This window comes from Furfurilactobacillus entadae (assembly GCF_045862745.1).
In the GTDB taxonomy this organism is placed as follows: domain Bacteria; phylum Bacillota; class Bacilli; order Lactobacillales; family Lactobacillaceae; genus Furfurilactobacillus; species Furfurilactobacillus entadae.
Window position 1 is genome coordinate 51,260 of sequence record NZ_BQXN01000008.1, and the last position, 26,328, is coordinate 77,587.

22 protein-coding genes and 2 other annotated features are annotated in these 26,328 nt (G+C 48.9%); all 22 genes read right to left on the reverse strand.

Features of this window, described 5'->3' with window-relative positions; translation table 11 throughout:
* Nucleotides 1-11 precede the first annotated feature (11 nt).
* Nucleotides 12-770 carry an ABC transporter ATP-binding protein gene (locus ACKTR5_RS05235; RefSeq protein ID WP_407879766.1) on the reverse strand — a complete coding sequence of 253 codons (759 nt, stop codon included), beginning with the start codon at nucleotides 768-770 and terminating at the stop codon, nucleotides 12-14.
* Nucleotides 771-978: 208 nt separating this feature from the next.
* A complete protein-coding gene (gene recA / locus ACKTR5_RS05240; RefSeq protein WP_407879768.1) occupies nucleotides 979-2,043 on the reverse strand; it encodes a recombinase RecA in 1,065 nt (354 codons plus the stop codon).
* A 90-nt stretch (nucleotides 2,044-2,133) separates the two neighbouring features.
* On the reverse strand, nucleotides 2,134-3,384 hold the full coding sequence (locus ACKTR5_RS05245; RefSeq protein ID WP_407879769.1) for a competence/damage-inducible protein A: 1,251 nt from the start codon (nucleotides 3,382-3,384) through the stop codon (nucleotides 2,134-2,136).
* A 130-nt stretch (nucleotides 3,385-3,514) separates the two neighbouring features.
* Nucleotides 3,515-4,099, reverse strand: a complete 585-nt coding sequence (pgsA, locus tag ACKTR5_RS05250) for a CDP-diacylglycerol--glycerol-3-phosphate 3-phosphatidyltransferase (protein WP_407879771.1) — start codon at nucleotides 4,097-4,099, stop codon at nucleotides 3,515-3,517.
* 17 nt (nucleotides 4,100-4,116) lie between these two features.
* Nucleotides 4,117-5,076 (reverse strand): helix-turn-helix domain-containing protein, encoded by a 960-nt coding sequence (locus ACKTR5_RS05255; RefSeq protein ID WP_407879773.1) that lies wholly within the window; start codon nucleotides 5,074-5,076, stop codon nucleotides 4,117-4,119.
* A gap of 115 nt (nucleotides 5,077-5,191) precedes the next feature.
* Entirely contained in the window at nucleotides 5,192-6,508 is a 1,317-nt protein-coding gene (yfmH, locus tag ACKTR5_RS05260; protein ID WP_407879775.1) for an EF-P 5-aminopentanol modification-associated protein YfmH, read from the reverse strand.
* A gap of 10 nt (nucleotides 6,509-6,518) precedes the next feature.
* Nucleotides 6,519-7,781, reverse strand: a complete 1,263-nt coding sequence (gene yfmF / locus ACKTR5_RS05265; RefSeq protein ID WP_407879777.1) for an EF-P 5-aminopentanol modification-associated protein YfmF — start codon at nucleotides 7,779-7,781, stop codon at nucleotides 6,519-6,521.
* Between the two features lie 200 nt (nucleotides 7,782-7,981).
* Nucleotides 7,982-8,815 carry an amino acid ABC transporter substrate-binding protein gene (locus ACKTR5_RS05270; protein ID WP_407879813.1) on the reverse strand — a complete coding sequence of 278 codons (834 nt, stop codon included), beginning with the start codon at nucleotides 8,813-8,815 and terminating at the stop codon, nucleotides 7,982-7,984.
* Nucleotides 8,816-8,837: 22 nt separating this feature from the next.
* Complete coding sequence (locus ACKTR5_RS05275; RefSeq protein WP_407879778.1) at nucleotides 8,838-9,476, reverse strand: amino acid ABC transporter ATP-binding protein; 639 nt, start codon at nucleotides 9,474-9,476, stop codon at nucleotides 8,838-8,840.
* An 11-nt stretch (nucleotides 9,477-9,487) separates the two neighbouring features.
* On the reverse strand, nucleotides 9,488-10,135 hold the full coding sequence (locus ACKTR5_RS05280) for an amino acid ABC transporter permease (protein ID WP_407879779.1): 648 nt from the start codon (nucleotides 10,133-10,135) through the stop codon (nucleotides 9,488-9,490).
* A 78-nt stretch (nucleotides 10,136-10,213) separates the two neighbouring features.
* Nucleotides 10,214-10,563: a binding site (T-box leader), on the reverse strand.
* A 55-nt stretch (nucleotides 10,564-10,618) separates the two neighbouring features.
* Nucleotides 10,619-11,149, reverse strand: coding sequence for a rod shape-determining protein MreD (gene mreD, locus ACKTR5_RS05285; protein WP_407879781.1), 531 nt, complete (start codon nucleotides 11,147-11,149; stop codon nucleotides 10,619-10,621).
* Nucleotides 11,150-11,163: 14 nt separating this feature from the next.
* Nucleotides 11,164-12,012 (reverse strand): rod shape-determining protein MreC, encoded by an 849-nt coding sequence (gene mreC, locus ACKTR5_RS05290; RefSeq protein WP_407879782.1) that lies wholly within the window; start codon nucleotides 12,010-12,012, stop codon nucleotides 11,164-11,166.
* Nucleotides 12,013-12,172: 160 nt separating this feature from the next.
* Nucleotides 12,173-13,186, reverse strand: coding sequence for a rod shape-determining protein (locus ACKTR5_RS05295; RefSeq protein WP_407879783.1), 1,014 nt, complete (start codon nucleotides 13,184-13,186; stop codon nucleotides 12,173-12,175).
* Between the two features lie 113 nt (nucleotides 13,187-13,299).
* Complete coding sequence (locus ACKTR5_RS05300) at nucleotides 13,300-13,779, reverse strand: JAB domain-containing protein (RefSeq protein ID WP_407879785.1); 480 nt, start codon at nucleotides 13,777-13,779, stop codon at nucleotides 13,300-13,302.
* Nucleotides 13,780-13,833: 54 nt separating this feature from the next.
* Nucleotides 13,834-15,159 (reverse strand): bifunctional folylpolyglutamate synthase/dihydrofolate synthase, encoded by a 1,326-nt coding sequence (locus ACKTR5_RS05305; protein ID WP_407879786.1) that lies wholly within the window; start codon nucleotides 15,157-15,159, stop codon nucleotides 13,834-13,836.
* Nucleotides 15,160-15,305: 146 nt separating this feature from the next.
* Nucleotides 15,306-17,963, reverse strand: coding sequence for a valine--tRNA ligase (locus ACKTR5_RS05310; protein ID WP_407879788.1), 2,658 nt, complete (start codon nucleotides 17,961-17,963; stop codon nucleotides 15,306-15,308).
* A gap of 89 nt (nucleotides 17,964-18,052) precedes the next feature.
* Nucleotides 18,053-18,273: a binding site (T-box leader), on the reverse strand.
* Nucleotides 18,274-18,330: 57 nt separating this feature from the next.
* On the reverse strand, nucleotides 18,331-18,828 hold the full coding sequence (gene tpx, locus ACKTR5_RS05315) for a thiol peroxidase (RefSeq protein WP_407879789.1): 498 nt from the start codon (nucleotides 18,826-18,828) through the stop codon (nucleotides 18,331-18,333).
* Between the two features lie 162 nt (nucleotides 18,829-18,990).
* Nucleotides 18,991-21,243, reverse strand: a complete 2,253-nt coding sequence (locus ACKTR5_RS05320; protein WP_407879815.1) for a glycoside hydrolase family 65 protein — start codon at nucleotides 21,241-21,243, stop codon at nucleotides 18,991-18,993.
* A gap of 30 nt (nucleotides 21,244-21,273) precedes the next feature.
* Nucleotides 21,274-22,557: an SLC45 family MFS transporter gene (locus ACKTR5_RS05325; protein WP_407879816.1), complete on the reverse strand. Its 1,284-nt coding sequence runs from the start codon at nucleotides 22,555-22,557 to the stop codon at nucleotides 21,274-21,276.
* A gap of 368 nt (nucleotides 22,558-22,925) precedes the next feature.
* Complete coding sequence (locus tag ACKTR5_RS05330) at nucleotides 22,926-23,888, reverse strand: LacI family DNA-binding transcriptional regulator (protein ID WP_407879790.1); 963 nt, start codon at nucleotides 23,886-23,888, stop codon at nucleotides 22,926-22,928.
* Nucleotides 23,889-23,915: 27 nt separating this feature from the next.
* Nucleotides 23,916-25,133, reverse strand: a complete 1,218-nt coding sequence (gene thiI, locus ACKTR5_RS05335; protein WP_407879791.1) for a tRNA uracil 4-sulfurtransferase ThiI — start codon at nucleotides 25,131-25,133, stop codon at nucleotides 23,916-23,918.
* A 40-nt stretch (nucleotides 25,134-25,173) separates the two neighbouring features.
* Nucleotides 25,174-26,325: a cysteine desulfurase family protein gene (locus tag ACKTR5_RS05340; RefSeq protein WP_407879792.1), complete on the reverse strand. Its 1,152-nt coding sequence runs from the start codon at nucleotides 26,323-26,325 to the stop codon at nucleotides 25,174-25,176.
* Nucleotides 26,326-26,328 lie beyond the last annotated feature (3 nt).

Here is a 26,328-nt window from a genome sequence, read left to right on the forward strand (position 1 = left end):
TTTGCCGCCTCCTACCGTTCAAACGTTCCGAGTGCCGTTAAGATCTGTTGATAAAAATCCTGACGTGACGCCTCACCTTTGCTGAGTTCCTGACCAAGTTGCCCATCCTGCATGAACAGGAGCCGGTCACAGAAACTTGCTGAAAATGGGTCGTGCGTGACCAACAAGACGGAAACATGCTGACGCTGATTGATGTCCGTTAGTAAGCTCATCAGATCCCGCGCGGCGGTTGAGTCCAGTGCTCCAGTGGGTTCATCCCCCATGATGATCGCTGGCTCATGAACAATGGCCCGAGCAGCGGCAACCCGTTGCTTTTGCCCACCAGATAATTCTGCAGGGTACTTGTTCAGCAACGGATCGATCCGCAATGTTTCGGCAACCCGTTGAACGGCTTCATCAATTTTACTTTTGCTAACCCCTTGAAGTGACAGCGGCAACGCAATGTTCTCACGGGCCGTTAAACTTTCTAACAGGTTAAAATCTTGGAAAATGAAGCCAATTTCTTCCGAGCGGAAGTCCGATAACGCGCGCCCCTTGTAATGGCTGATTTCTTTACCGTTAACCTTGACGCTACCGCTAGTCGGTACATCCAACGTTGACAGTAAATTCAACAACGTTGTTTTCCCAGAGCCAGAGGCCCCCATGATCCCGACAAATTCACCGGCTTGGACGGTGAAATCTAATCCCTTTAACACTTCATACTGGTGCGTCTTTTTCTGACCGTATGTTTTCCGCAATTCTGAAACTTCAACGACTGGTGTTGTTTTCATATTAATAACCTCTTTCGTCATTCAGTTAGTTACTTGTGTAGTTAACCATACATGTAGCGACATATGATGTCAACCCATCATTAGCATTTTTCATTCAAATTAGCGCCCTCTTCGTCGCGAATACGGTGGTGCTTAACGGTTTAACGAACCGCGTTTACAAAAAAACGCGACCAGTTATTTTCATAACTAGTCGCGCTCACGTTACTATTTAAACATCAAGATCAGTGGTGTCACCATCGGTCTTTGGTGCCTCAGTTGCTGAATCATCCTCAGCGTCACCATCCATGTTGTAGGCCTTACGAACCTTATCATGAATCTCCTGACGCATTGCTGCGTGTTCTGGGTCTTCTAGATAAGCCTTAACGTTTTCACGTCCTTGGCCGATCCGTTCACCATCGTATGAATACCACGCACCTGACTTATCAACGATATCTTTATCCACAGCCATGTCTAACAATTCACCTGACTGTGAAATTCCCTTACCGTACATAATGTCCACTTCAGCCACCCGGAATGGTGAAGCCACTTTGTTCTTCACAACCTTGATCCGGGTTCGGTTCCCCATGACTTCCGTGCCATCTTTAATTTGTTCAGCACGACGAACTTCAAGCCGAATGGTTGAGTAAAACTTCAGGGCTCGACCACCAGGGGTGGTTTCTGGGTTCCCAAACATAACCCCAACCTTTTCACGAATTTGGTTAATGAAAATGGCAATGGTCTTCGTCTTGTTGATGGTCCCAGATAACTTCCGGAGGGCTTGTGACATCAACCGTGCCTGTAACCCAACGTGCGCGTCACCCATTTCACCTTCAATTTCGGCGCGGGGCACCAAGGCAGCGACGGAATCAATCACCACAATATCAATGGCACCAGAAGAAACCAGGGCATCCGTAATTTCCAACCCTTGTTCACCAGTATCTGGTTGTGACAGCAACAGATCGTCAACGTTGACCCCGAGGGATTCGGCATACTGGGCATCCAGGGCGTTTTCAGCATCGATGTAGGCGGCAGTTCCGCCCATCTTTTGGACTTCTGCGACGGCATGCAACGCAATGGTTGTCTTACCAGATGATTCTGGTCCGTACACTTCCACAATCCGACCACGAGGGAAGCCCCCGACACCGAGTGCATCATCAAGCTTCAATGAACCTGACGGAATGGTTGAGATTTGCGTGTTGGCATTTTCACCCAACCGCATAATGGAACCTTTACCAAAATTCTTTTCAATTTTCTTTAAGGCAGCGTCGAGCGCTGCTTGACGTGCATCAGCCAAGGGCAGATCCTCCTTCAATGACATAACCTAATGACATTATGATACCGACTCGCGCACCAAATTGCAAGAAAAATCGAACAAAAGTTCGCATTAGTTCGTGTGTTGTGTTGCCCGTAAAATCATGTTTAAACCACTTAAAACAGCGCGCCACCGGTTTAACTGCCGGTCGTCACCAAAGTGAAATTCTTGGGCAATTACCGGTTGATTGCGATAAGCCAAGCCGATCCACACTGTCCCAGCCGGTTTGTGTTCCAACGGTTCCGGTCCTGCGGCACCAGTAAAGCTGATGCCGATGTCCGTATTAAGCGTTGCTCGGGCCCGAGCAGCCATCTCCTTTGCGGTCGCTTCGCTCACCACGCCGTGTGCATCAATGGTGTGCTGAGAAACGCCCAATAGGTTAGCCTTGGCACTGGCAGCGTAGGTGACAAACCCGCCTGGGAAAATTGCTGAAACACCAGGAATCGTTCCAATCGTACTTTGAAATAAGCCCGCCGTCAGACTTTCGGCCGCCGTTATCGACAGGTTCGCCTTAATCAGCGTGTCGACCACGACCTTCGCCAAACTGTTATCATCGCCATACCCGTAAAAATACTGACCAACCCGGCTTTGAATCGTTTGCTCTAATTGATCTAGTAATTGACCAACCTTAGCTTCACTTTGCCCACTTGCCGTTAACCGCAACGTCACCTCTGCGTCCTTTGCATAGGTTGCTAACGTTGGGTTTGTTTGCGTCTCAATCAGGTCGTCTAACTCACGGGCTAATGATGCTTCACCGATCCCAAAGAAGCGCAGAACGCGCGATGTGAGGTGCTGCCGTGACTGGTAGGTTTTGACCAACAATGGTTTCGTTTCCCGATCAAACATTTCCATCAGTTCACGCGGTGGTCCAGGAAGCACCAAGTAATCAGCCCAATTAGGTTGGTGGACAAAATCGCCCACGGCCATCCCGTTGTGGTTGGGCAAGACCGTTGCACCATCAATGTACAGTGCTTGCAACCGATCATTATTTCCAAGGGTCCGGCCTGTTCGTTGGTAATGTGCTGCAATCTTTTCAAGTGCTGCCTCATCCACAACCAGCTTGCGACCCAATTGCCGTGCCACAAGTTGCTTCGTTAAGTCATCCTTTGTCGGTCCAAGGCCCCCCATCACAACAACAAGGTCACTTCGCTCCTCTGCCAACGTTAGCGCCGCTGCTAGCCGTTCAGGATTATCCCCAACAACCTGTTGGTCATACACATTGATTCCTAGTTCTGCTAACCCACGAGCAACGTAACTGGCATTGGTATTATCAATTTGGCCCAGTAAGATTTCTGTTCCAACAGCAATAATTTCAGCCTTCATTTCTTCACCACTCCTTACATACGGCAACGAACCGTTTTTATTCGTCACTTCTAGTATAAAACGTTTTTAATTGTTCAGCCCACAATAAAAGCGGTAGCCCACACTTTTCGTGTTGCTACCGCTTAATCGGTTATTTAAATCCGTCACTAAAGACACTCCGGTTTTGAACAAAGTAATCAACACCTGAGTAAATGGTGAAGAATAAACAAATGTATAACAGAATCAGGGCCATTGGCACCCCAATGTTATTAAAGAACACATTATTCAACAACAGGAAAATGATGGATAACATTTGGGTCGTGGTCTTGATTTTACCAGGATAAGCAGCCGCCATGACGGTGCCATCGTTTTCAACAATAAGTAACCGCAATCCGGTAATGGCGAGTTCCCGACAGACGATGATGGCAATCACCCATGCAGGTGCCTTGCCCATCTCAACCAAGATGACAAACGCCGTCATGACCAGCATCTTGTCTGCTAACGGATCAGCAAACTTCCCAAAGTTAGTCACAAGGTGTTGCCCCCGTGCGATTCGTCCGTCCAGAAAATCAGTCAGTGACGCCACGATGAAAATAATTGTGGCAATGAGGCTCGTGACCGGAATACTCGTACTTGCCCACACAACTGTCCCCCAGTTAAACGGAACAGCCATAATGATTAAAAAGATTGGAATCAAAATGATTCGAAAGACCGTTAATTTATTCGGTAAATTCACGTTACTGTCCCCCGCCTTTACTTAGTGGTACTTGACGCTGCCTTTAACTGTAACGTCAAGACACCGGTGGTCCCTGTCCCAGTTGTCAAATCAACATTTTTACCGTTGATCTTAACCTTTGATGAAGACCGGTTCCCGTATGAAACGGCAACAGAGGTCGCTGTACTTGGAATCGTCACCGTTTGGTCCTTACCACTGGTCAACGTTCCTTGATAAAGCGAGGTGCCACCAGCAGTAACTGACATCCATGAATCGGCGCCAGCGGCTGCGACCGTCAGTTTACTGTTTGCTGGTGCATTTTCAACGTTATACGTTAAGTTTGCGCCAGTCGTTGTGACACCAACCAATTTTTGCTTACTTGACGACTTGCTTGTTGAACTGCTTGAACTTGACGACGAACTACTTGAGCTCGATGATGAGCTGCTAGAACTTGAACTAGCAGCTGAGCTCGAACTTGATTGGTGACTGCTACTTGATGACTTCTCTGTAGCCGAGCTCACCTTCACGGAGCTACTGGACACAGCACTATGATTGCTTGACTGACGCCCATTCCGGGCGGCAAAGATCCAAATCGTCCCCAAGATCACGACCACAACCAGTGTCACGATCGCAATTGGCATAATGCCACGAACCCGATCCAACCGGGTATCTGCTTGCTCCAATTTCGCAGCCTTTGGTTCCCGCGTAGTTGGCCGCTCTGCCTCTGCTGCAATGACGTTGGCCGCAGCAGCGTGGGGCAATTGATCGTTGTAGTCCTTCAGTAATTCATCGCCGTTTAAGTCAACAGACTGGGCGTACTGCTTAATGAAGGCCCGAACATAAAAATCGCCTGGTAGTTCATCAAACTTACCATCTTCAATAGCAATTAAATAACGCCGTTGAATCTTGGTGGCTTGCTGGACGTCATCAATGGTTAACCCCTTTGCGTTCCGGGCTTCTTGTAACTTTTGACCGATTGTCGGTGTTTCTTCACTCATAAGATCAAAACTCCATCTTTTCTAGAATATACATTAATCCGTTGCTTTTCAGTATAGCATACGACAGTGGCCCGCGTGGTCATCCACCAACCCGGGCCACATCTTTAAGATAATTTTAGGAAGGTTCATTCCCATCGTCCACTGGCATAATGTCAAAAACACTAATACCATCGGACCGAATCAATGACTTCGCAACGCTTTGAATATCTGTCAGGGTCATCGCTTCCAGGACCTTCGTTTCATCCAGGAGATTAGCATTGTCAAACAGTTTTCCCTCATAAGCGTTCGCAATGGCCTCCACCGAATTTAACATCATGACGTGGTGCCCAATGGCTTCACGTTTAACTAGCTCAAAGTTAGCGTCTGCTGCTTCCCCAGTCACATACTCATCGACATGCTCTAACACATCGATCATTGCTTCGGAAAACTCACTCGGTGCCTTTGTATCACTACTGATGGTTAAGAAATGGAACCCCCGCTCAAGGGAGAAGTCATAGTCAAAACTGTCATCAATAATGCCGTCATCGTACAACTTCAGGTAGGCGGTACTGGTATCCGCAAACAACATGTCGAGTAACAAGGAAGCGGCTAAACTGTACGTTAACCCTGCCCGCCCCGTCGGCACATCATCTAACCCCCGCAGCCCAACAATGGACTTTGGCATGGTCACATCTAGGTGTCGGCTTCGATACGGTAAAATTTCCGTTTCGTCGTGGTTTTCAATGATGGTTCGGTCAATTATCTCAGGCGCACTAAACGTCTTTTCCGCCTGGTTTTTCCGAATGATTTCCATCACAGTCGCCGGGTCGAACGCACCAACAACAAATAAATTCATGTTGCTTGGGTGGTAAAAAGTCGCGTAGCTCTGTTGCAGTTGTTCTGCGGTGATTTTTGAAATGGATTCCTTGGTTCCCGCGATGTCAATGTGAACGGGTTCCGTTGGGTACAAGTTGCCAACGATGCCCATGAACAACTGCCAGCTTGGGTCGTCATCATACATCTGAATTTCTTGCCCAATGATCCCCTTTTCCTTTTCCACCGTTGCTGGTGTAAAGTACGGATCTTGAACAAAATCCAGAAGAACATTTAAATTTTCCGTTAAATGGCGACTGGCCGAAAAGAGGTAGCTTGTCCGTGTGAAGCTCGTAAACGCGTTGGCATCCGCCCCGTATTCACCAAACAAATCGAACGCATCATGATCGGCCTTTTCAAACATCTTATGTTCCAAAAAGTGGGCAACACCGTCCGGAATCGTGATGGCTTCCGTCTCGCCACGTGGGACAAACGTCCGGTCGGTGGACCCAAAATCAGTGGTTAACAGCGCGTACGTTTTATGAAAACCGGCCTTGGGCAGCAACTGAACGAAGAGTCCGTTTGGTAACGTCTCTTCAAACAACGACTCGCCAAGTTCTTGATAATCGTGTTTTTCCACAAGCAGCCTCCTAAGCTTTCAATAAATACGTGGTCGCAAGTGTCGCCAACCGTGCCACCATGGTCACGTCGGCCGGTGTCACCGCATTAATCCCGGCAACCCAGTCATCGACAGAAATCTGGTGCCCAGATAAATCATCCAGTAACCGACTCCCAATTTGGAGGCGCGGTGCATCTTGTGCGGCTTCACGCTGGTTAATTAAGGTCTCTTTGACCTGGTGAAAGCGTTGGTCGCTAAAACGACCATTCGTTAAATCGGCCAGCTGTTCACCGATAATCTTTGTCACGAGGTCCGCCTGTTCCCCATCGATTCCCGTCTGAACCGTCATGGTTTGGTTAAAGAAATTGATGCTAGAACTGGCGTAGTAGGCCAGACTCTGCTTTTCCCGAACGTTTGTAAACAGGAGTGATAACGGTGTTCCACCAAATAACCCGTTAAATACCTGGGCAGAATAGTACAACGCCTGCCCATAATCCACTGGTAGGTAGTACAGTAGATCCAACTTTGCCTGAGCCACTGGTTGGTGTTCGACCTTTGCCGTGACCGTTGTTGGAACCGCCGGCTTATACGTCATGGTGCCGGTAACGTGGTCGCGCGCGGCAAAGTCAAGCTGACGCATGGTTGCGCCGACGATGCCTTCATCAACATCACCAATCACGTAGATTCGAACCTCATCCTCTGCAATCATCCGCTGGTACTCTGCATAAACGGACGCCGGTGTTAACGCCGCAACGTCTGCCAGTCGCCCGGCACTCGGATAAGCAGCCACAACGTCCCCAAAATGAAGTTGTTGTGCTTGCAAGCGGGTGTATAACATCTTGTCTTCACTCACGGCTGTCAATGCTGCTGCAAGGTTTTCTTGTTGCCGAGTAAAGGTCGCCGTGTCAAACTGTGGCTCAGTGGCCTTGGCGTCCAGCAACGGATGATGGATCACCTCATCTAAAAAGGTGACACCGCTATTCAACAGGGCGGGATGCCCCTGTAGATACCGGCCGTTTGGCACCGTTAGGGCGAACTGGAATTGGGCAATGTCGCCGCTTTTGGTCACATTTGTACTAAAGTTTGCGCCATACATGTCACTTAACGCACTAGCAAGCGCCGTCTGCGTTGGGTATGCCGCTGAACTTGTTTCCATTAAATCAGCCAATAATGACCGCGTTGTTAATGTCTCTAACCGCGCTTTGGATGAATAACTAATTAAGATGCTAATGGTTTTAAACTGGGTTGTTGGAATGACGGTCAGGTGAACACCTGTCGTTAACTCTTGTTCCACTTTATGCCGCCTCCCGCATTTTTCTCGATATTCTCATTGCTTCATCTTAGCCGAAACGCACGATAAAAACAATCCTCTCCACCATTTCTACGGCCGGATTATTTTGGGTGAAGCTCGCCACTAATCGTCGTTATAACAGCAAACGGACGGTCACATTTTGTGATCGCCCGTTACTTACTTTTTTTCAACATTTGATGAATCTAACGAATTAAGGAGTCCGCATTCGTCCCAAACCACTTCTGATTAATTTTTGCCAACTGGCCATCTTTTGCCAACGCCGTAAACGACGTGTTGATCTTATGACGCAGCGTGACGTCCCCTTTTCGCAACCCCACCGCGTAGTCTTCGCTCGCAAAGTTACCAACGATCGTCCTGTAGGCGGTTGGATCAGCCTCGTGCTTCACGTAGTAACCCGCATACACCTGGTCAATTAAGAGGCCCTGAATTCGGTTCGCATTTAAATCAATAAACGCATCGTTAAACGTGTCGTACTGAACGGGCGCACCCTTAACGTACTGTTTCAGCAATTGTGGTTGCTCGTTAAACAGCGATTGCGCGGACGACCCTGTTTGAAGCCCCAACGTTTTGTCCTTCATCCCGGCAAAACCTGTAATACCTTGTGACCGTTTTGTCACTAACACCTGGCGATTACGTAAGTATGGGTGACTAAATGCCACCTTTGCCTGCCGTTCAGGGGTAATCGTGTATCCGTTCCAAATGGCATCGATCGTCCCGTTACGTAATTCCGTTTCCTTCATTGACCAGTCAATCGTTTGGAAATCAACCTTGATGCCATAGCGGGCAAACACTGCGCGTGCAAGGTCAACGTCATACCCCACCAGCTGACCGTTTTTCTCACGAAATCCCATTGGGACAAAACTATCATCGACCCCGATCACGATTTTGTGCCGGCGTTCAATGCGCTTCCAGGTATCCGTCGTGTCAGCGCGTTGTGTGACGCTTTGACATCCTGACAAAATGACCATTAGCATGATCAAAAGTAAGCCCGTCACCCACGGCAACGGCCGCCTCATTATTTTTCTCATCCCGTGCCTCCTATGCGTCAAGCGGTTCAACGGTCACGATCTGGTCCGCAATTTGGCGTGCAAACGGCAAATCATGGGTCACCACTAACTGGGTAATTCCTTGTTGCTTCAGGTCAACAATGAGTTCCCCGACTGTATCACGGAGCGTTGGGTCTAACGCAGAGGTTGGTTCGTCATAACAAAGAATCGCCGGTTGCATGGCGAGGGCCCGTGCGATGGCCACCCGTTGCTTTTGCCCACCGGATAACTGAAACGGATATTGATCAGCCAACTTGGTCAGGCCAAGCGACGCCATTAAATCGGTAACGGCTGCCTTGGCGTCCGCTTTCGTCCGCCCAGTCACCACCTCGGGAGCCAACATCACATTTTGAGCCACGCTCAGATTGGGGAATAAATTAAAGTCTTGGAAGACAACCCCAATTTTTCGTTCGTGACCACGATCCGTGGCGGGATCAAACGGCTGACCGTTCAGTAAAAACGTCCCCGAATCTGGCGTCTCTAACCCTGCGATACACCGCAATAATGTCGTTTTACCGGCCCCAGATGGACCAACAATGCTGACAATTTCACCATCCGGAATGGTTAACGAAAAGTCGGTTAAGATTTGCCGATTTTCAAAACGTTTATTCAACTTCACTAATTCCAACATTTTGGGACCTCCTAGCGGTAGTAACTGTAGTGTTTTTCCAACGTCCGGAGTCCGTAGGTGCAGACCAGCGTCAGTAATAAGTAAATGATCCCCACTAAAATCAGTGGTACAAGGGTCACGTCACGTGCAGACGCAACGTTTCCGGCCCGAAGTAAATCGCCCAACCCAATCACATAAACCAGTGAGGAATCCTTAACCAGGTTGATAACTTCATTCCCAACGGCCGGAATCACTGACTTAACCACCTGGGGCAAAACGATGCGTCGCAACGTTTGTCCGTAGGTTAACCCCAGCACCTTGGCCCCTTCATACTGACCGGGCGCAATGCCAGCAAACCCGCCCCGAAAAATTTCTGAAAAGTACGCGGCGTAGTTCAGAATGAACGCGAGTAAAGCGGCCGGATACCGTGCAAACACGATGTGAATGTCTGGTAAACCGTAAAAGATAAAAATCAATTGCAACAGTAACGGTGTGCCCCGCATCAGCCACACATAAAAGTTTAGGGCCAACCGGACAAGTCGCCACCGCGATCTCAATCCCACACTCACCAACATCCCCAGCGGAATAGCCCCAATTAATGTCCAAATAAAAATCTTTAACGTCATCCCGGCACCACTAAGCAGTGACGGTAAAATTTGCATTACATATGATAATGACATGGCGCTTCCTCCACATAGCTGATTAATAATTGCAATTAAAAAAGTCCTCCAACCGCTTCAGAATCTTCTGAAAAACGGTTAGAGGACGTTGGTTAACGCGGTGCCACCTCATTTTATTGCCGCTTCACAACGACAAACTCATGGAGTTAATTGATAAAAAAAACGCCCTCCTTGGTCATCAGACCAAAGAGGGCGTTTTCCGCGGTACCACCTCATGAACCCAATCATCTCACAATGACTGGCTTAGCGAGTTATCAATTAACTCCGTGGGATAACGGACCGCTCCGATCTCGCTTACTGTTAACCTACGTTAAGCACTCGGCGAGATGACTCACAGATGTGGTTCGGTCGATTGCTTGGTGATCATCTCAGCAGCGATCACTTTCTGGACAAGCTAACTAACCTACTCTTCTGTTCAATGTCATTTGTTCGTATTTGAAAAGTTGTCAATACTATAAATGTCTTTTGTCTGGCTGTCAAGCATTACCGTGAACTTTGCCGGCGAAGGTACAACTGCCGAAGCGGCAGGTAAAAGATCAACACCATAATTTCGTTGAACGCTAACGTTGGTGCTAACGCGACCACCAAGAAATCAGCAAGTGACGCTGACGTCACCCCAATGATTTGAAAGGCAATCCAGCTTAAAAGTGATTGTAATGCAAAACCCAAAAAGCAGACCAGTAATGTTGCAAATAGATTGACGGGGAGGTAACGCCGGAGCGTTTTTGCAAGCCACACAATGACTGGAAAAATAAAAACATAAATTCCCCAGTAACCCATGTAAAAAATGTCAAAGATAATTCCTGCCACCACTGCAAACCAGTAAGTAGGCATGTGAATGTCATCCTCAAAGAAGGCCGCTGCCATCAACCAGAGTGCTGTAAATTCCGGCACCATACTGGTGGAATGACGAAACAACTGGTTTGCCATTTGTTGGCTGACCGCCCCATCTAAAAAGACACACACAAACAGTCCAATGATAAAGTACCACCGGAGACGTGCAACCTGACGCATTTTCTCACCCTCCGTTAGTTCTTTGCAGCAACTGTTACGACGTTAAGACTACCCAACGTCCCAGCTGGCTTAATGTAGATCTTGTTAGCCAGACCGTAATCATCAGAGCGTGTTTGGGCAACGGTCCCAACGAAGAGCCCCTTTGGCGTAATCCCACCAAGACCACTCGTTGAAACCTTGTCACCGGCATTTAACTTGGTCTTTGATGAGATCTGGGTCATTTCAAGCAGGTTTTTATCACGGTTATACCCGGACAACACCCCGTTGACTGTTTCCCCGTTCTTATTTGTAATCTGGATGGCAAACCGGTTAGCTGAGTCACTGTCATCAGAAAGAAGCTCAACCTTACTGTTCGTCTGGTTGACTTCGGAAACCCGTCCGATGAGGCCCTTGCCGGCCACAACTGGCATGTTCTTCTTAATACCGCTCGACTTCCCCTTACCGATCACCAGCTGGTCCTGCCATGACGATGGTGTCCGGGCAATCACGTTTGCTGTGATGGTGTCGTAATCAGTCAAACTGTCGCTCAGCTTTGCATCCGCCCGCAGCTCCTTATTTTCTTGCCGTGCTGCTTGCAGTTGCACCTTATCCTGTGCCATTTGATCGACTTGCTGCTTTAACTTTTGGTTTTCATCATACGTACTCAACAATTGCGAAATGGCGTTGATCCCTGACCCAACGCCACCAGCTGGCACGCTGATGATCCGGTCCGTTAACCCTGCGACGTCATTGCCAAACTGCTGAATCACTGGCGGTGTGTTTCGTCGATCACGAACCACCACGGACAGTGTCATTAATCCCAGACAGACAATAATTCCGACTGCAACAATCACTAATCGTCTGGTTGAAAAGAATTTGTGCATGCCTTACCTCCACGTGTGCCAAATAAAAAGTGTGGTCCAAAATTGCCAGCCCAATCGTCATCCGTTCACAACTAGCTGGCATCGGTGCAGGTTTACAAAAACAGTCATTCCGTTTATAAACCCTAACCAAAGCTTTTGTCCCACACTGTTCTATTTGTTATTAACGATTGTTCCGACGCTTCATGACTTCGATGCTCTTCAATGATTCGCCAGTTCCGATGGCAACACAGTCCAACGGTTCATTTGCGATAAAGACCGGAACCTTTGTTGCATCAGAGATAACGTCTGGCAGGTTCTTTAAGAGCGCCCCACCACCCGTTAAAACGATTCCGTGATCAATCACATCAGCAGCAATTTCTGGTGACGTTTCTTCTAACGTCTCCTTGATGGCGGCAATGATCTCGTCAACCGTGTCATGAATGGCAATGGCAACATCTTCAGCCGTCACTTCAATGGTCTTTGGCAACCCAGAAATCAGGTCTCGCCCACGAACAGACGCGCCGTCCATGTCAGCAGCAGCTTCAACGGAAGCTGACCCAATTTCAATCTTGAGGTTCTCGGCGGTCGTCTCCCCAATTAACAGGTTGTACTTTTGCCGAACAAACGCCACGATGGATTCATCCAACTTATCACCGGCCATCCGGATGGAACGGCTTGAAACGATCCCACCAAGAGAAATCGTGGCAACGTCCGTTGTTCCACCACCAATATCAACAACCATGCTCCCGGTTGGATCCATTACGGGAAGCCCTGCACCAATGGCAGCAGAAAATGGTTCTTCGATCACGTACGCATCACGTGCCCCGGCAACCCGGGTCGCGTCGATCACGGCACGCTTTTCAACTTCTGTAATGCCACTTGGAACACACACCATGATGTACGGCTTTTCGGTCGTCCGACCCAGGGCCTTTTGAATGTAGTACTTCATCATGGCCACCGTTGTATCATAATCTGCAATAACCCCATTTTTCATTGGTCGAATAGCTGAAATGCTACCCGGGGTCCGACCAAGCATTTTACGCGCTTCTTGTCCAACGGCCACGACGTCACCCGTGCTCGTATTCCGAGCAACAACGGATGGTTCACGCAACACAATTCCCTTACCATCAATGTAAACGAGTGTGTTGGCCGTGCCCAAGTCGATGCCGATGTTTTTTTGTCCTAATCCAAACACTGTACTTCTTCCCTTCAAAAGACCTATGGGCCAAATCATATCGAGAGAAGTATACCATAGAAAAAACAGTGAAAACAGCTCGTTTCCACTGTTAAAGATATTTTTATGCTTCCTTAAACATCAGGGTCGTGTGGCACCGGCTGTAAGGCGTTATCCACCGTCAATCCGTGAAACAGATCATGCTCACCAAAGCTAAAGTAACTGTGCCGACCGACGATGAAACAGTCGAGCAGGTCAATTCCCAATAATTGCCCGCCGAGCCACAGCCGTTGACCAAACATTTCGTCGCTGGACGATGGGCTGGCGATGCCACTGGGGTGATTGTGAGCCACAATAATTCGGGCAGCGTTGGCTAAAATGGCGTAGTAAAACACATCTCGTGGGTGCGCGATACATGCGTCAACCGTTCCCCGAAAGATCTCTCGCCGGGCCACGACCTGATTTTTAACGTTCAGTGACAACAACAATAACGTTTCTTGCCGCGTGTGACTCAGCTCATCACTCAAGTTTATCCCAACCAACCGGCTTGACCCGGCCTGATCCCCCACGGAAAGGCGGTGCGGGACTGGTGCTAAATTAATCTGCTTGCCCATGCGTTGTAACCTCCGTTTACTGGCGTTACATAAACATACGGCAATGGCTCGCCATTATTTTTCAGAATCTGGCGCATCTTTAAATAAATGACGAACGTCACTAATAAAGTACAGGGAACCAGTAATAATCAAAACATCGTCAGCGGACAAGTTTCCTGCCGTTTCAGCCAACGCTACCTGCCAGTCTGTGTACTTTGGCACCGTCGTGGGCAAGTCCTGCGCCAATTCATCAAGGTTCGCCACCTCACGCGCACCCGGTCCAGTAAACTGTGTCAGCACCAGCTGGACGTTTGGGAGCTTTGCCAGGGTCGCCACCATTTGTGAATACGCTTTGTCTGCCAGCGCCGCAAAAATTATGGTCACCTGTTGCTGGGCAAAATGGGTCTTGATTAGTTGCGCGAGTTCCACAACGGCTGGTTCATTATGGGCGCCATCAATCACCACCAACGGCTGCTCATTAACGGGTTCAAATCGTCCTGCCCAAACGGCAGCCGCTAACCCACTGCGAATCGTCGCACCACTAATGGGGAGGCTTTCTTGCTGGTGATACATCAGGTAGGCAGCCAGTGCCGTCGCCGCATTGTCCACCTGGTAACGACCAAGCATGCTGATCGTTAGTTTACTCAGATGTTGGTCAAACCCGGTAAAGTCGAAGCGTTCATGCCATCCCGTTGCCGTTGATCGTTTCACGTGGTAGTCCCGGTCAAGTGCCAGCCATGGCGTTCCAACAGCCGTCGTCACTTCATCCAAGACACGGTTCGCGCCGTCATCGTTAATTCGCCCCGTTATCAACGGCACTCCGGGTTTTGCGATCCCCGCTTTTTGCCAGGCAATCTTTTCCACCGTGTCACCCAACATTTTCATGTGGTCCATGCCGATGGTCGTAATGATCGACAATAACGGTGTGATGACATTGGTTGAGTCGAACCGCCCACCAAGACCGGCCTCCACCAACACAATGTCCGCATGCCCTTCTGCAAAGTACAACAGCATCATGGCCGTTAGGGTTTCAAATTCTGTGGGACCACCCTCTGGCAATTCATCATCCAAAACAGCTTCAACTTCGGCGACTTGTTGAACGAGCCGCAAGATGGTGTCATCGTCCACCGGGGTTCCGTTGACACTGATCCGTTCGTTAAACCGGACCAAAAATGGTGACGTAAAGCTCCCCACCGTTAGGCCATCGGCTTCCAGCAACGACCGAAGAAACGCCAACGTGGACCCCTTTCCGTTAGTTCCGGCGATGTGGATCATTTTCACGTTGGTTTCTGGGTGCCCAAGCCGATCGAGCAAGAGCATCATTCGTGATAACGTCGGTTGCTTCTTAAATTTTGACCGACTGTGGACATAGGCCACGGCTGCTTCATATGTTTCAATCAACTTCATCAACCCCTTACCGTTCCAATTAATGTTCAATGCGTTTATCATACCACGTTGGTTTTGCCCAAGCCGGTGTTGGAACCTAAAAAGACTGATCACCCGCACTCGGGTAATCAGTCTTTTGTGATGCATTTATGCCACTAAGCTTAACGGTTCGCCTTAACTTCAGCTAACCGACTGGTTGCAGCAGCCAACTTTTGTTGCCAATCTGCTTGCTTAGCCCGTTCTTCGTCAACCACCGCTTCCGGTGCATTCGCGACAAAACGTTCATTCCCCAGTTTCTTTTCGGAGCGGTCAACTTCGTTTTGCAAGCTTGCCACTTCTTTTTCTAACCGAGCGATTTCATCATCAAGGTTGATCAATTCTGCTAACGGAATGTACACCTCTGCGTCAGAAATGATTGCTGACATGGACAATTGTGGTGCAGTCACGTCTGCGCCAATTTCCAACCGACTTTGGTGACAGAAACGGTCAATGAATTCCTGATTTGCTTCAAACAAGTCCGTCAGTGCAACACTGTTTGTCTTGATCAGCAGTTCAACGGCACTACTCATTGGTGCGTTTGCTTCGTTTCGAATGTTCCGCACAGCCGTGATCAACTCGATCAGGTGATCCATGTCCGTTTCGGCCTGGTCATCATTAAAGTCAGCGTGCACTTCTGGGTAGGCAGCAACCATGATGGATTCCCCATCATGCGGCATGTCCTGCCAAAGTTCTTCCGTCACAAACGGCATGATTGGGTGCATCAACCGCAACGTTTGGTCCAGCACGTAACCCAGAATGTTTTGGGTGGCGGCCTTTGCGTCTGCGTCGTCGCCGTTCAGCACTTCCTTGGTCATTTCGATGTACCAATCACAGAAGTCATTCCAAATGAAGTTGTACAGGGCCCGGCCCACTTCACCAAATTCAAACTTATCAAACAGCCGGTGAACATCAGCCGTAACCTTGTTCAAGCGGTTTAAGATCCACCGGTCGGCCAAGTTCCACTGGTCCTTTGGTGGCAACACTGGTTTATCCATGTCACCTAGGTTCATGATGACGTAGCGACTGGCGTTCCAGAGCTTGTTGATAAAGTTCCAACCGGCGTCCAGTTTTGCAGAATCATACCGAACATCCTGGCCAGGCGTCGACCCAGTTGCCAAGAACCAGCGCATGGCGTCGACCCCGTACTGGTCGATCACGTCCATTGGGTCGATCCCGTTTCCGAGGGACTTACTCATCTTTCGGCCCTGTGAATCACGCATCAGCCCGTGCATCAGCACGTTTTTAAACGGCCGGCGTCCGGTAAATTCAACGGACTGGAACATCATCCGGGAAACCCAGAAGAAAATGATGTCGTAACCGGTAACCAGGTCATCCGTTGGGAAGTAGCGTTCAAAGTCAGCGCTATCCTCGTTTGGCCAGCCCATGGTCGTCATTGGCCACAATGCAGAACTAAACCACGTGTCCAAGACATCTGGATCTTGTTCCCAGTTGTCCGCATCAGCTGGTGCGTCCATACCAACGTAAGTTTCGCCCGTCGTCTTGTTGTACCACGCTGGGATTCGGTGACCCCACCACAACTGCCGTGAGATAACCCAGTCATGGACGTTTTCCATCCACTGTTCATAGGTATCCTCAAACCGTGATGGCCAGAACGTCACCTTGTCGTCCGTCTTTTGGTGAGCCAGTGCCTGTTCGGCCATTGGCTTCATCTTCACGAACCACTGGGTGGACAGCCGAGCTTCCACTTGAACCCCGGTCCGTTCGGAGTGCCCAACCGAGTGCGTGATTGGTTCGATGTTGATCATCCAGTCGCCCGCTTCAAGGTCAGCCACAATTGCCTTCCGAGCGTCAAACCGGTCCATGCCGTTGTACTTACCGGCATTTTCATTCATGGAGGCATCATCGTTCATCGTGTTAATGCGTTTCAGGTCGTGGCGGTTCCCAACCAAGAAGTCGTTAGGATCGTGCGCCGGCGTAATTTTAACCATTCCGGTCCCAAACTCAGGATCAACGTATTCATCCGCAATGATCGGAATTTCCCGGTCAACCAACGGTACCTTGATGTGTTTGCCCACTAACGCCTTGTAGCGCTCGTCACTTGGGTGAACCGCAACAGCCACGTCACCAAACATTGTTTCTGGCCGGGTTGTTGCGATTTCAATGTAGTCGCGGCCTTCATACGTTGTGCCATCCGTAAACGGATACTTCACGTGGTAAAAGGCGCCTTCGTCGTCCTGGTGCAACACTTCAATGTCAGACAAGGCTGTTCGTGCTTGTGGGTCCCAGTTAATGATGTATTCGCCGCGGTAGATCAAGCCCTTATTGTACATTTCAACAAAGACTTTCCGCACAGCTTCAGAAAGACCGTCGTCTAACGTGAACCGTTCGCGACTGTAATCCATTGACAGCCCTAACTTCGCCCACTGCTTGTGGATGGTGTTTGCGTACTCATCTTTCCAGTCCCAAACCTGTTGAATGAACTTTTCGCGACCAAGGTCGTAACGGGTGATTCCCTGTTCACGGAGCCGCGCTTCAACCTTCGCCTGGGTGGCGATCCCTGCGTGGTCCATTCCTGGAACCCACACAGTGTCGTACCCTTCCATCCGCTTATAACGGACCAACATATCTTGCAATGCGGTGTCCCACGCGTGACCTAAATGAAGTTTCCCGGTCACGTTTGGTGGGGGTAACACAATGGAGTAAGGTTTGGCTTTCTTGTCGCCTGAGGGCTTAAACAGCCCGGCGTCGAGCCACTTTTCATAACGGCCGTCTTCGACCATGTGTGAATCATATTTGGTTGGTAAATCTTTGGTTGTCATGACAATGATCCTTTCTTTACGGCGGCATGGCCACCAATTGATAATCGATTAAGTCCTGAAACAGAAAAATCGTCCTAATTTCATAACGAAATTAGGACGATTACTCGCGGTACCACCTAAATTGGGTGTTATCACCCCACTCAAGCACACTTAACGCGTGTGGGTCGGTCCCGCTTACTACGAATCAAATGACTCATGTTCAGCGACACAGCAAACAAGGTACTTTCGCCGTCCCGGTCACCACTGACTCACATCACCCGTCAGCTTGCTGAAGGTGCCCGCGCGCTACTCTCTTGTTTTTAGCGATTCATAATTCTGTCTGTTTCAGTGTTATTAATGATAGGCTGTCGCCACCACATCGTCAAGCTTAATTATTAAATTGCCCCAGTGCATCAAGGGCAGCTAGATAATCTGGTTCCCGGTGGAGATCTTGGACAACCTGGCGATAGACGGCCTCACCGTCGGCAGTAAAGACGTAAACGGCCCGTGCCAACACGTCAAGGTCTGGAATCAATAGGTTTGTCGCATAACCAAAGGATTGTTCCTGGTCTGACAGAACCGTTAAGTTCGCCACACCTTCGGCAGCACACCAGTTTTGTTGCTCCTGTGGCGTGTTCATTGAAATCGTCACAAAACGCACATTTTTATGATGATCCGCCTGCTGATTAAACTTTTTCGTTTGCAGTGAGCAAACCGGCGTATTTAAATCCGGTACGACACTGATCACCAACGGTTTGCCCAGTAATTCAGCCATTTTGACCTTATTACCATCCGCATCAAAGACCTTAAAATGGGGTAGTGCTTCACCAACAGCTAATGGCTCACCAACAAGTTGAACATTATTACCATCTGCAACGATTTCCACGAGGACCACTCCTTAATTCAATTTAAAATTTAGGCATATTCATTTAACACCGCCTAATTGTGGTTAATTCTAACTCATTTAGACATGATGTAAAACCAAAATGACCTCATCAAAATGCTTTGTTAAGAAAATCGCCAACCGCACATGGCGCTGAACGCATCATTAGATGGTTTGCTCTTGACCATTAAGGATGACGGTCAGCGGTTCACCACTGATTCGGCTAACCGTGGCCCCATTTTGATCCACGTGAACTTCAATTAAGCGGCCCCGGAATAACTGCCGGAACTGGTAACTAGTCCATTTCTTCGGTAAGAACGGTGTGAAGTGCAGCTGATCATCATGGACCCGCATGCCGGCAAACCCTTGAACAATGGCTAACCAACTCCCGGTCATCGAGGTAATGTGTAGCCCATCGTCAGTATCATTATTGTAATTATCAAGGTCTAACCGTGACGTCCGTTCATACATTTCCACAGCCTTATCCTCATAATGAAGATCAGCCGCCAAAATGGAATGGATCGCCGCTGACAAGCTTGATTCATGGACCGTTAGTGGTTCGTAGAAGTCAAAGTTGGCCTTCTTTTCGGCCGGGGTAAAGTCGTCAATGAAATCCCAGACCCCTTGCAAGACATCCCCTTGCTTAATGTATGGAGACCGCAAAATTTTATCCCATGACCAGTGCTGATTGATTGGTAATTGATCTGCCGGAATCGCACTGACGGGTTTAATGTCCTTATCCAAGAACCCATCATGTTGAACGAAAATGCCTAATTCATCGTCTGATGGCAAGTACATTTTGTCCACGATTTTTTGCCATTGTGCCTGTTCGGCCGGTATTACGTTAACCTTAGCCGCTTGTGTTTCATCAAGTTGAGCCAAAATTGACAATGTGTAACGCAAGGTCCACTGGGCCAAGTAGTTGGTGTACCAGTTATTATCAACATTATTTTCATATTCATCAGGACCGGTCACCCCATGAATCATGTACTGCTGGTGCCGTTCTGAAAAGTGAACCCGGTCTGCCCAGAAGCGTGAAATCCCAACCAGTACTTCACTTCCTTCATGTAGAACGTAACTCGTGTCACCCGTGTAACGGGTGTAGTTATAAATCGCAAACGCAATGTCGCCATCACGATGAATTTCTTCAAACGTAATTTCCCATTCGTTATGTGACTCGATCCCGTCAAACGTCACCATCGGGTACAAGGCACCAGCCAGTCCCTGCATCTTGGCGTTGTGGTAAGCACCGTCAAGTTGTTGGTACCGGTACATTAAGAGGTTACGTGTTACCTGTGGATCCGTAACACCAAGGTACACTGGAACTGCAAAGGCCTCTGTGTCCCAGTAAGTCGCACCACCGTACTTTTCACCAGTAAAGCCCTTTGGTCCGATGTTTAACCGCGAATCGTCACCATAGTAGGTTGAAAACAGTTGGAAGAGGTTAAAGCGAATCCCCTGTTGGGCCGCCAGATCGCCGTCAATCTGCACATCACTATTTTCCCAGCGGTCTGTCCAAATGGCAGCATGATCAGCCAATAGGTCTTCGAAACGACGCTTAGAAACCTGGTCCATTAACGTCTGAAGGGCTGCCGATAACGCTACCTGATCAGAGTAATCACGGGATGAAACCACCACCACCCGTTTAGTAAAGGACGTCTCACTTCCGGCGGCAAGGCTTCCGCTAACCGTCGTTGTTGCCGTCAGGTCAGTGGTTGAAGCAGTCGCTGAATCCGTCAAGTCAGTGGTGTTGACCATGCCCATTCCGACCATGAACCGTGGCGTTCCAAACGGATTTTCCTTGGTCATCGAAATAAGTGTGCCCTGATTGCCGGTTGCCTTCTTTTCAAGCACATTCCAGAAGCGCTCGTCGTAGTTTGCATCCTCATTTTGAACATCTGCATCAAGTTCAGAGGTCACCTTTAGATCAACCGCCGTTGCCCCGACGTTTTTCGCTGTGACCCTGATAACGGCCAGCTCTTTTTGTGCAGCACTGATAAACCGTTCGAACGTCAACGCAACCGTGGCGTCGCCTTTGGTCACCGTAAACGACCGGGTTAAGACTGCCCGTTTCATATCAAGGTTCAATTCAAAATCACGAATTTGATCAGTGGCTAAATCAACGGGCGCACCGTTGATCATGATGTTCATTTTGATGAAGTTCGTTGCGTTAATGACCTTCCCAAAGTACTCGGGATACCCATTTTTCCACCAACCAACCCGCGTCTTGTCGGGGAACCACACGCCCCCAATGTACGTGCCGGGAAGTGTGTCACCACCGTAATTTTCTTCAAAGAATCCCCGAAGGCCCATGTTGCCGTTTCCTAAACTTGTCATGGACTCCTGAAGCCGTTTATCGGTGGGATTAAATTCATGTGTGACCACGTTCCATGGTTCAATTTCAAACGTTTGTTTCATCATCTTTTCCTTTCACTCGTCGTCATTAACTTATTCAGCGTACGTTTCGTGCACGATCCCAACGGAGCAAGCGCCCAGAAGAAGTAAGATTCCTGATAGCAAAATCATTACTGGCATGGATGAACCCAGCAGTGGGAACAAGCCAAAACTCAATAAACTGGCAACAATTTGTGGTAAACAGATGGACCCATTGAACAAGCCTAAGTAAGTCCCCATGTTGGCGCCAGAAAGCGCGTTCGTCAAAATGGTGAATGGGAAGGCCATCATGGAAGCCCAGGCGATTCCGATCAGAATAAAGGAAATGATCAGTAACCACCGGTCATGAATGAAGAAGACGGAACCAAAACCAACGGCTCCTAAAGCTAACCCAATTGAGTACGCCTGTTTATGCAAGTTGTTCGGGACCCGTGCAATAACCAGTGACCACACAACGGCGGCCAGTGATTGAACAGCTGACATTACCCCAAACCAGTTACCAGCTGCTTGATACCCTGCGCTGGCAGGATCAACCGCCTGCCACACGTTTTTCGCAATGGCCCCAGTGCCGTATGTCCATAAGTATTGGAATCCCATCCAGCAGAAGAATTGAACCACTGTGACCGTCCAAAAGACTTTTGGTGCCTTCGCCAACAACTTAAACATGTTACCGCTTTGCTTGTTCGCGTCAACATCAATGTTGTGGTAGCGGGCGTACGTTGCTGGATCGTATTCCTTGACCCGGAAAACAGTAAAGAGACTGCAGACAATTAAGATAACCGCCCCAACGTAGAACGAAACAACAACGGATTGAGGGACAACCCCCTTCTTAGCGGTGTTCGCAACCCCAATGGCTGTTAACAAAAATGGGAAGATGGAGGCCAGAACTGCCCCGGTGTTTGATAAGAAACTTTGAACCCCGTAAGCGAACCCCTTTTGGTCATCATTCACCATGTCACCGACCATCATCTTAAACGGTTGCATTGCGACGTTACTAGATAGATCCATAAACAGAATCGTGATTGCACCAAACCACAGTGCGGCTAGTGACGCGTACCCGAACCCGAAACTACCAGCGTTCGGCAGCAAGCACATAACGATCACAGCCACAACCGCCCCAATCAAGAGGTACGGAATCCGGCGGCCATACCGTTTTGACCAAGTCCGGTCAGAAAAGTACCCCACTAATGGTTGAACGACTAACCCGGCTAACGGGGGTAAAATGAAGAACGCCCCGAGCTTTGTTGGATCGGCACCAATCGTTTGAAAGATCCGCCCCATGTTTGAACTTTGCAGTGAAAACGCCATTTGAACCCCAAGAAAACCAAAACTAATCATCCAAATAACGCTAGCAGGTAACGTTGGCAACTTGTGCTTTGCCTGTTCCTGTGGTTTCGTAGCGGTCGTTGCCGCTGGTGATCCGTTGTCTTCTGACATCTTTGTCTCCTCCAACTACTTCCGATAACAATAATAGCAAACAAACAGAATGATCATTCACGCTTAAGCATCTCCTATTATGTAACCGCTTACACAAAAATGCAACCGTTTGCGCAACTTTTCTTTCCCCGTTATTTTGTCATTAACACCTCAATACCATTCCCACCAGCTCTTTAGCGGAACAAAAAAAGTGTTTGTCTTTCCAAAATAATTTTGGAAAGACAAACACTTTTATTTAAACAAATGGCCTGAAGACCATGCGGATAGTTTTAATTCAACGTTTCAAACGGCACGATCAGGCGATTTTCCTCACCGACCGTGGTGGTGTGGTGACGAAAGACCAGCTCAGCCGCCGCCGCACCCAACCGTTCTGGGTAGAGATCAATTGAATGAAACATCACGTTTGGAAGTGACAGCGCCACCGACCGGTTGTAACTCACAACCGGTAACTGATCATGTGGATGAAGCTGTTGCCACTGCTGATAAAAAGCGAGGCCAATCAAATCATCACTGGCAAGGATGCCGTCAATTTGATCATGCTCACTCAACCAGTCGGCTAACGCTGCGTGGGGTAACTGCACTTGTAACGTTGGAACCCCCCGTTTGACCGCGACGCCCATGAACCCGCGACGGCGGTTTTGTTCATATGGCCAGTCAGCCACGGACCCAACAAACACCGGGCGGTTGACGTGCAACCGATCAATAAGGTAAGACGCCCCGGCTGCTCCGGCCGCAACGTTATCATTATCGACATAATCATCCGCGTGGGCTGCGCTTGGTTGCCCAATAATGACAAACCGAAGCCCGGCCTGCCGGAGATAATCTGCCACCGGATCATCCTCATGGGCATACAGCAGGATAAACCGTTTGACCTTCGCCTGATCGACCATGGCCACGACGTTTGCTAACACATCGTCGCTCTCCTGGCCGATAGCAACGGATAACACGTAATGGCGACTCATCAACACGGTGTTGATACCCCGCATTGCGTCAATAAAGAACGGGTTCTCTTGGTCGCTCGCCGCGTTTGGAGGAAACACAACCCCCACCACATTGGCCTCACCGCGGGTCAAACTTTTCGCGTTATAGTTGGGCACGTACCCCAGCCGTGACGCTAAGGACTGAATCTTCCGGCGGGTTGCCATTGAAATGCGCGGATTATCGTTTAAGGCTCGGGACGCCGTTGAAACAGAGACGCCGGCCTGTTCCGCAATATCACGGATTGTTATCATGTTTCCACCTAACTTATGACTAACGACTTACAGCAGCTCGGCGAATACGTCAGCCTGCTGATTCAAGAATGTGTCTCCTGGGCGAATCTCGGTCATCTTCACGCCGGCCAAGGCTTCTTCCAGTAACCCATCAACGTCGATCCGCTTTTCAAATTCACGGGTCCGTTCGAGGTTGGGTTTTGTTTTTGGTGCTGGTGGCGCAAAAATTGTACAACAGTCTTCAAAAGGAAGGACGGACAAATCAAACGTATCAATTTGCTTGGCAATGTCGATAATTTCGTTTTTATCCATCGAAACCAGTGGCCGTAAAATTGGCATCGCCGTCACATCATTAATGGCCATCATGCTTTCCATCGTTTGTGAGGCAACCTGGCCCAGTGATTCGCCGTTAAAAATGCCCAGTCCATGACGTTTTTCGGCTAACGCAACGGTCAACCGGAGCATCATGCGCCGTTGAATGGTCATCAAATACCCTTCTGGCGCCTTTTCCTTAATTTCTTCTTGAATCTTGGTAAACGGCACTTGAATAAACCGAATTTTCCCGGTGTATGGCGTTAACTTACTGGTCAATTCCATTGCCTTATCCAGCGCCTGTTGACTGGTATATGGCGGACTAAAGAAGTGCACCATTTCGACCTGAACGCCCCGCTTCATGGCAAGGTAGGCGGCAACTGGTGAATCGATCCCACCAGATAACATCATCATCCCTTTACCAGCGGTTCCGACTGGCATCCCCATGGCGCCATCAAACGTCTCACTGGATAAAAAGATCCCGTTGTTTCGGACTTCGACCCGCAACGTTAAGTCAGGGTGTTTCATTTGGACATGAATGTCGTCAAACGCGTTTAAAATAACGCCCCCAACGTGGTCATTCATCTCGTACGTGCTTAACCCGAAGTGGTGATTGGACCGGCGGGTATCGATCTTAAACGTCATTCCTGGTTGGTACTGTTCCGTGACCATCTTAACGGCCATTTCATCCACCAACTGTTGATCCAAATCAACCTTTACGGATGGCGAGTAGTTCTCGATCCCGAAAACATTGCTCAGTCGTGCCATCACACCGGCAGAGTCAGCACCATTTAACGTTAAGTGCATCCGGTCATGATCTGGATGCACCTTCACGTCAGGGAAGTCGTGAAGCACGCCACGAACGTTACTCCCAAGTCGGTCAATAAATGACTTTCGGTTTTTTCCCTTGGTGGATAACTCGCCGTAGCGAACCATAATTTCATCGTACTGCATGGACAATCCTCCTTTAATGTTGAACGGCTAATCGTTCATTTTATGAATTAATTTTTTTAAACTGTTCGTATAATTGATCAAAGACCTTGTTAAACGTTTCCGCTTCGGCCAGCGTATTCTTTTCGTCGAGACTCACCCGAACGGCACTCGTAGACACATCATCAGCAACGTGCATTGCTTTTAATGTGCTGGAAGCCAAGTGCTTTTTCGATGAACAAGCACTGGTTGTTGAAATGTAAATATCATGGTCTTCAAACGCGTGCACGATTGTTTCACCACGGACACCCTCAATCGCAAAACACAAAATATGCGGTGCAAAGTGGTCATCATTATCCTGTGAGAACAGCGTGACCTTGGGAAAATCCTTAATGTGATTTAAAATCTTCGCCCGAACGGCTCGTTCAGTGGCCACGTGGGTTGCTTCATCCGTCAGTAAAAGCCGCAGGGCCCGGGCCATTCCAGCAATTGCTGGGAGGTTTTCAGTCCCACTCCGAAGGTTGCGTTCCTGCCCGCCACCGGTCATTAACGGTGCCAATCGCTTGCCTGAACGCGCGTAAATGAACCCGATGCCGCGTGGTGCATGAAATTTATGCCCGGAAAAGGTAATGAAATCGACCCGGTCATTAAAAATCAGGTCTGAAATCCCCTTACCAATGCCTTGAACCGCATCAATATGGAAGTGAATGGTTGGGTAGGGCGTCAGCACATTAGCAATTTCAGTCAGTGGTTGAATGCTACCAACTTCATTATTAACGGCCATTACTGACACTAAAATGGTGTCTGGCCGAATCGCGGCCTTCACATCAGCTGCTGATACACGGCCCTCAGCGTCCACGGGGAGGTACGTAATCTCGTAGCCAAGCTGCGCTAACTGTTCCATAGAATTGTGGATGGCTGGGTGTTCAACCGCGCTGGTGATGATGTGGCGACCAAACGCCCGCTTTTCCATCGCCGTGCCCTTAACGACCCAGTTATCCCCCTCAGTCCCACCACTCGTGAAAAGAATTTCACTCAGATGAACACCAAGTAAGTCGGCAATCTGTTGCCGTGATTGTTCCAGCAGGTTGTAGGCCTGCTCACCAAAATTATGCAAAGACGACGGGTTGCCCCAAATGCTCTCACTCACCTTGGTATAGGTCGTCAAAACAGATGGATCCACTTGTGTTGTTGCACTGTTATCAAAGTAAATCATGTT

Excerpts from the sequence above, each read along its gene's own strand:
- ACKTR5_RS05235 (WP_407879766.1), bottom strand. The coding sequence starts at position 770 with ATGAAAACAACACCAGTCGTTGAAGTTTCAGAATTGCGGAAAACATAC.
- ACKTR5_RS05245 (WP_407879769.1), bottom strand. The coding sequence starts at position 3,384 with ATGAAGGCTGAAATTATTGCTGTTGGAACAGAAATCTTACTGGGCCAA.
- ACKTR5_RS05255 (WP_407879773.1), bottom strand. The coding sequence starts at position 5,076 with ATGAGTGAAGAAACACCGACAATCGGTCAAAAGTTACAAGAAGCCCGG.
- ACKTR5_RS05270 (WP_407879813.1), bottom strand. The coding sequence starts at position 8,815 with ATGAGGCGGCCGTTGCCGTGGGTGACGGGCTTACTTTTGATCATGCTA.
- ACKTR5_RS05275 (WP_407879778.1), bottom strand. The coding sequence starts at position 9,476 with ATGTTGGAATTAGTGAAGTTGAATAAACGTTTTGAAAATCGGCAAATC.
- ACKTR5_RS05280 (WP_407879779.1), bottom strand. The coding sequence starts at position 10,135 with ATGTCATTATCATATGTAATGCAAATTTTACCGTCACTGCTTAGTGGT.
- mreD (WP_407879781.1), bottom strand. The coding sequence starts at position 11,149 with ATGCGTCAGGTTGCACGTCTCCGGTGGTACTTTATCATTGGACTGTTT.
- mreC (WP_407879782.1), bottom strand. The coding sequence starts at position 12,012 with ATGCACAAATTCTTTTCAACCAGACGATTAGTGATTGTTGCAGTCGGA.
- ACKTR5_RS05300 (WP_407879785.1), bottom strand. The coding sequence starts at position 13,779 with ATGGGCAAGCAGATTAATTTAGCACCAGTCCCGCACCGCCTTTCCGTG.
- ACKTR5_RS05310 (WP_407879788.1), bottom strand. The coding sequence starts at position 17,963 with ATGACAACCAAAGATTTACCAACCAAATATGATTCACACATGGTCGAA.
- ACKTR5_RS05320 (WP_407879815.1), bottom strand. The coding sequence starts at position 21,243 with ATGAAACAAACGTTTGAAATTGAACCATGGAACGTGGTCACACATGAA.
- ACKTR5_RS05325 (WP_407879816.1), bottom strand. The coding sequence starts at position 22,557 with ATGATTAGTTTTGGTTTTCTTGGGGTTCAAATGGCGTTTTCACTGCAA.
- ACKTR5_RS05330 (WP_407879790.1), bottom strand. The coding sequence starts at position 23,888 with ATGATAACAATCCGTGATATTGCGGAACAGGCCGGCGTCTCTGTTTCA.
- thiI (WP_407879791.1), bottom strand. The coding sequence starts at position 25,133 with ATGCAGTACGATGAAATTATGGTTCGCTACGGCGAGTTATCCACCAAG.
- ACKTR5_RS05340 (WP_407879792.1), bottom strand. The coding sequence starts at position 26,325 with ATGATTTACTTTGATAACAGTGCAACAACACAAGTGGATCCATCTGTT.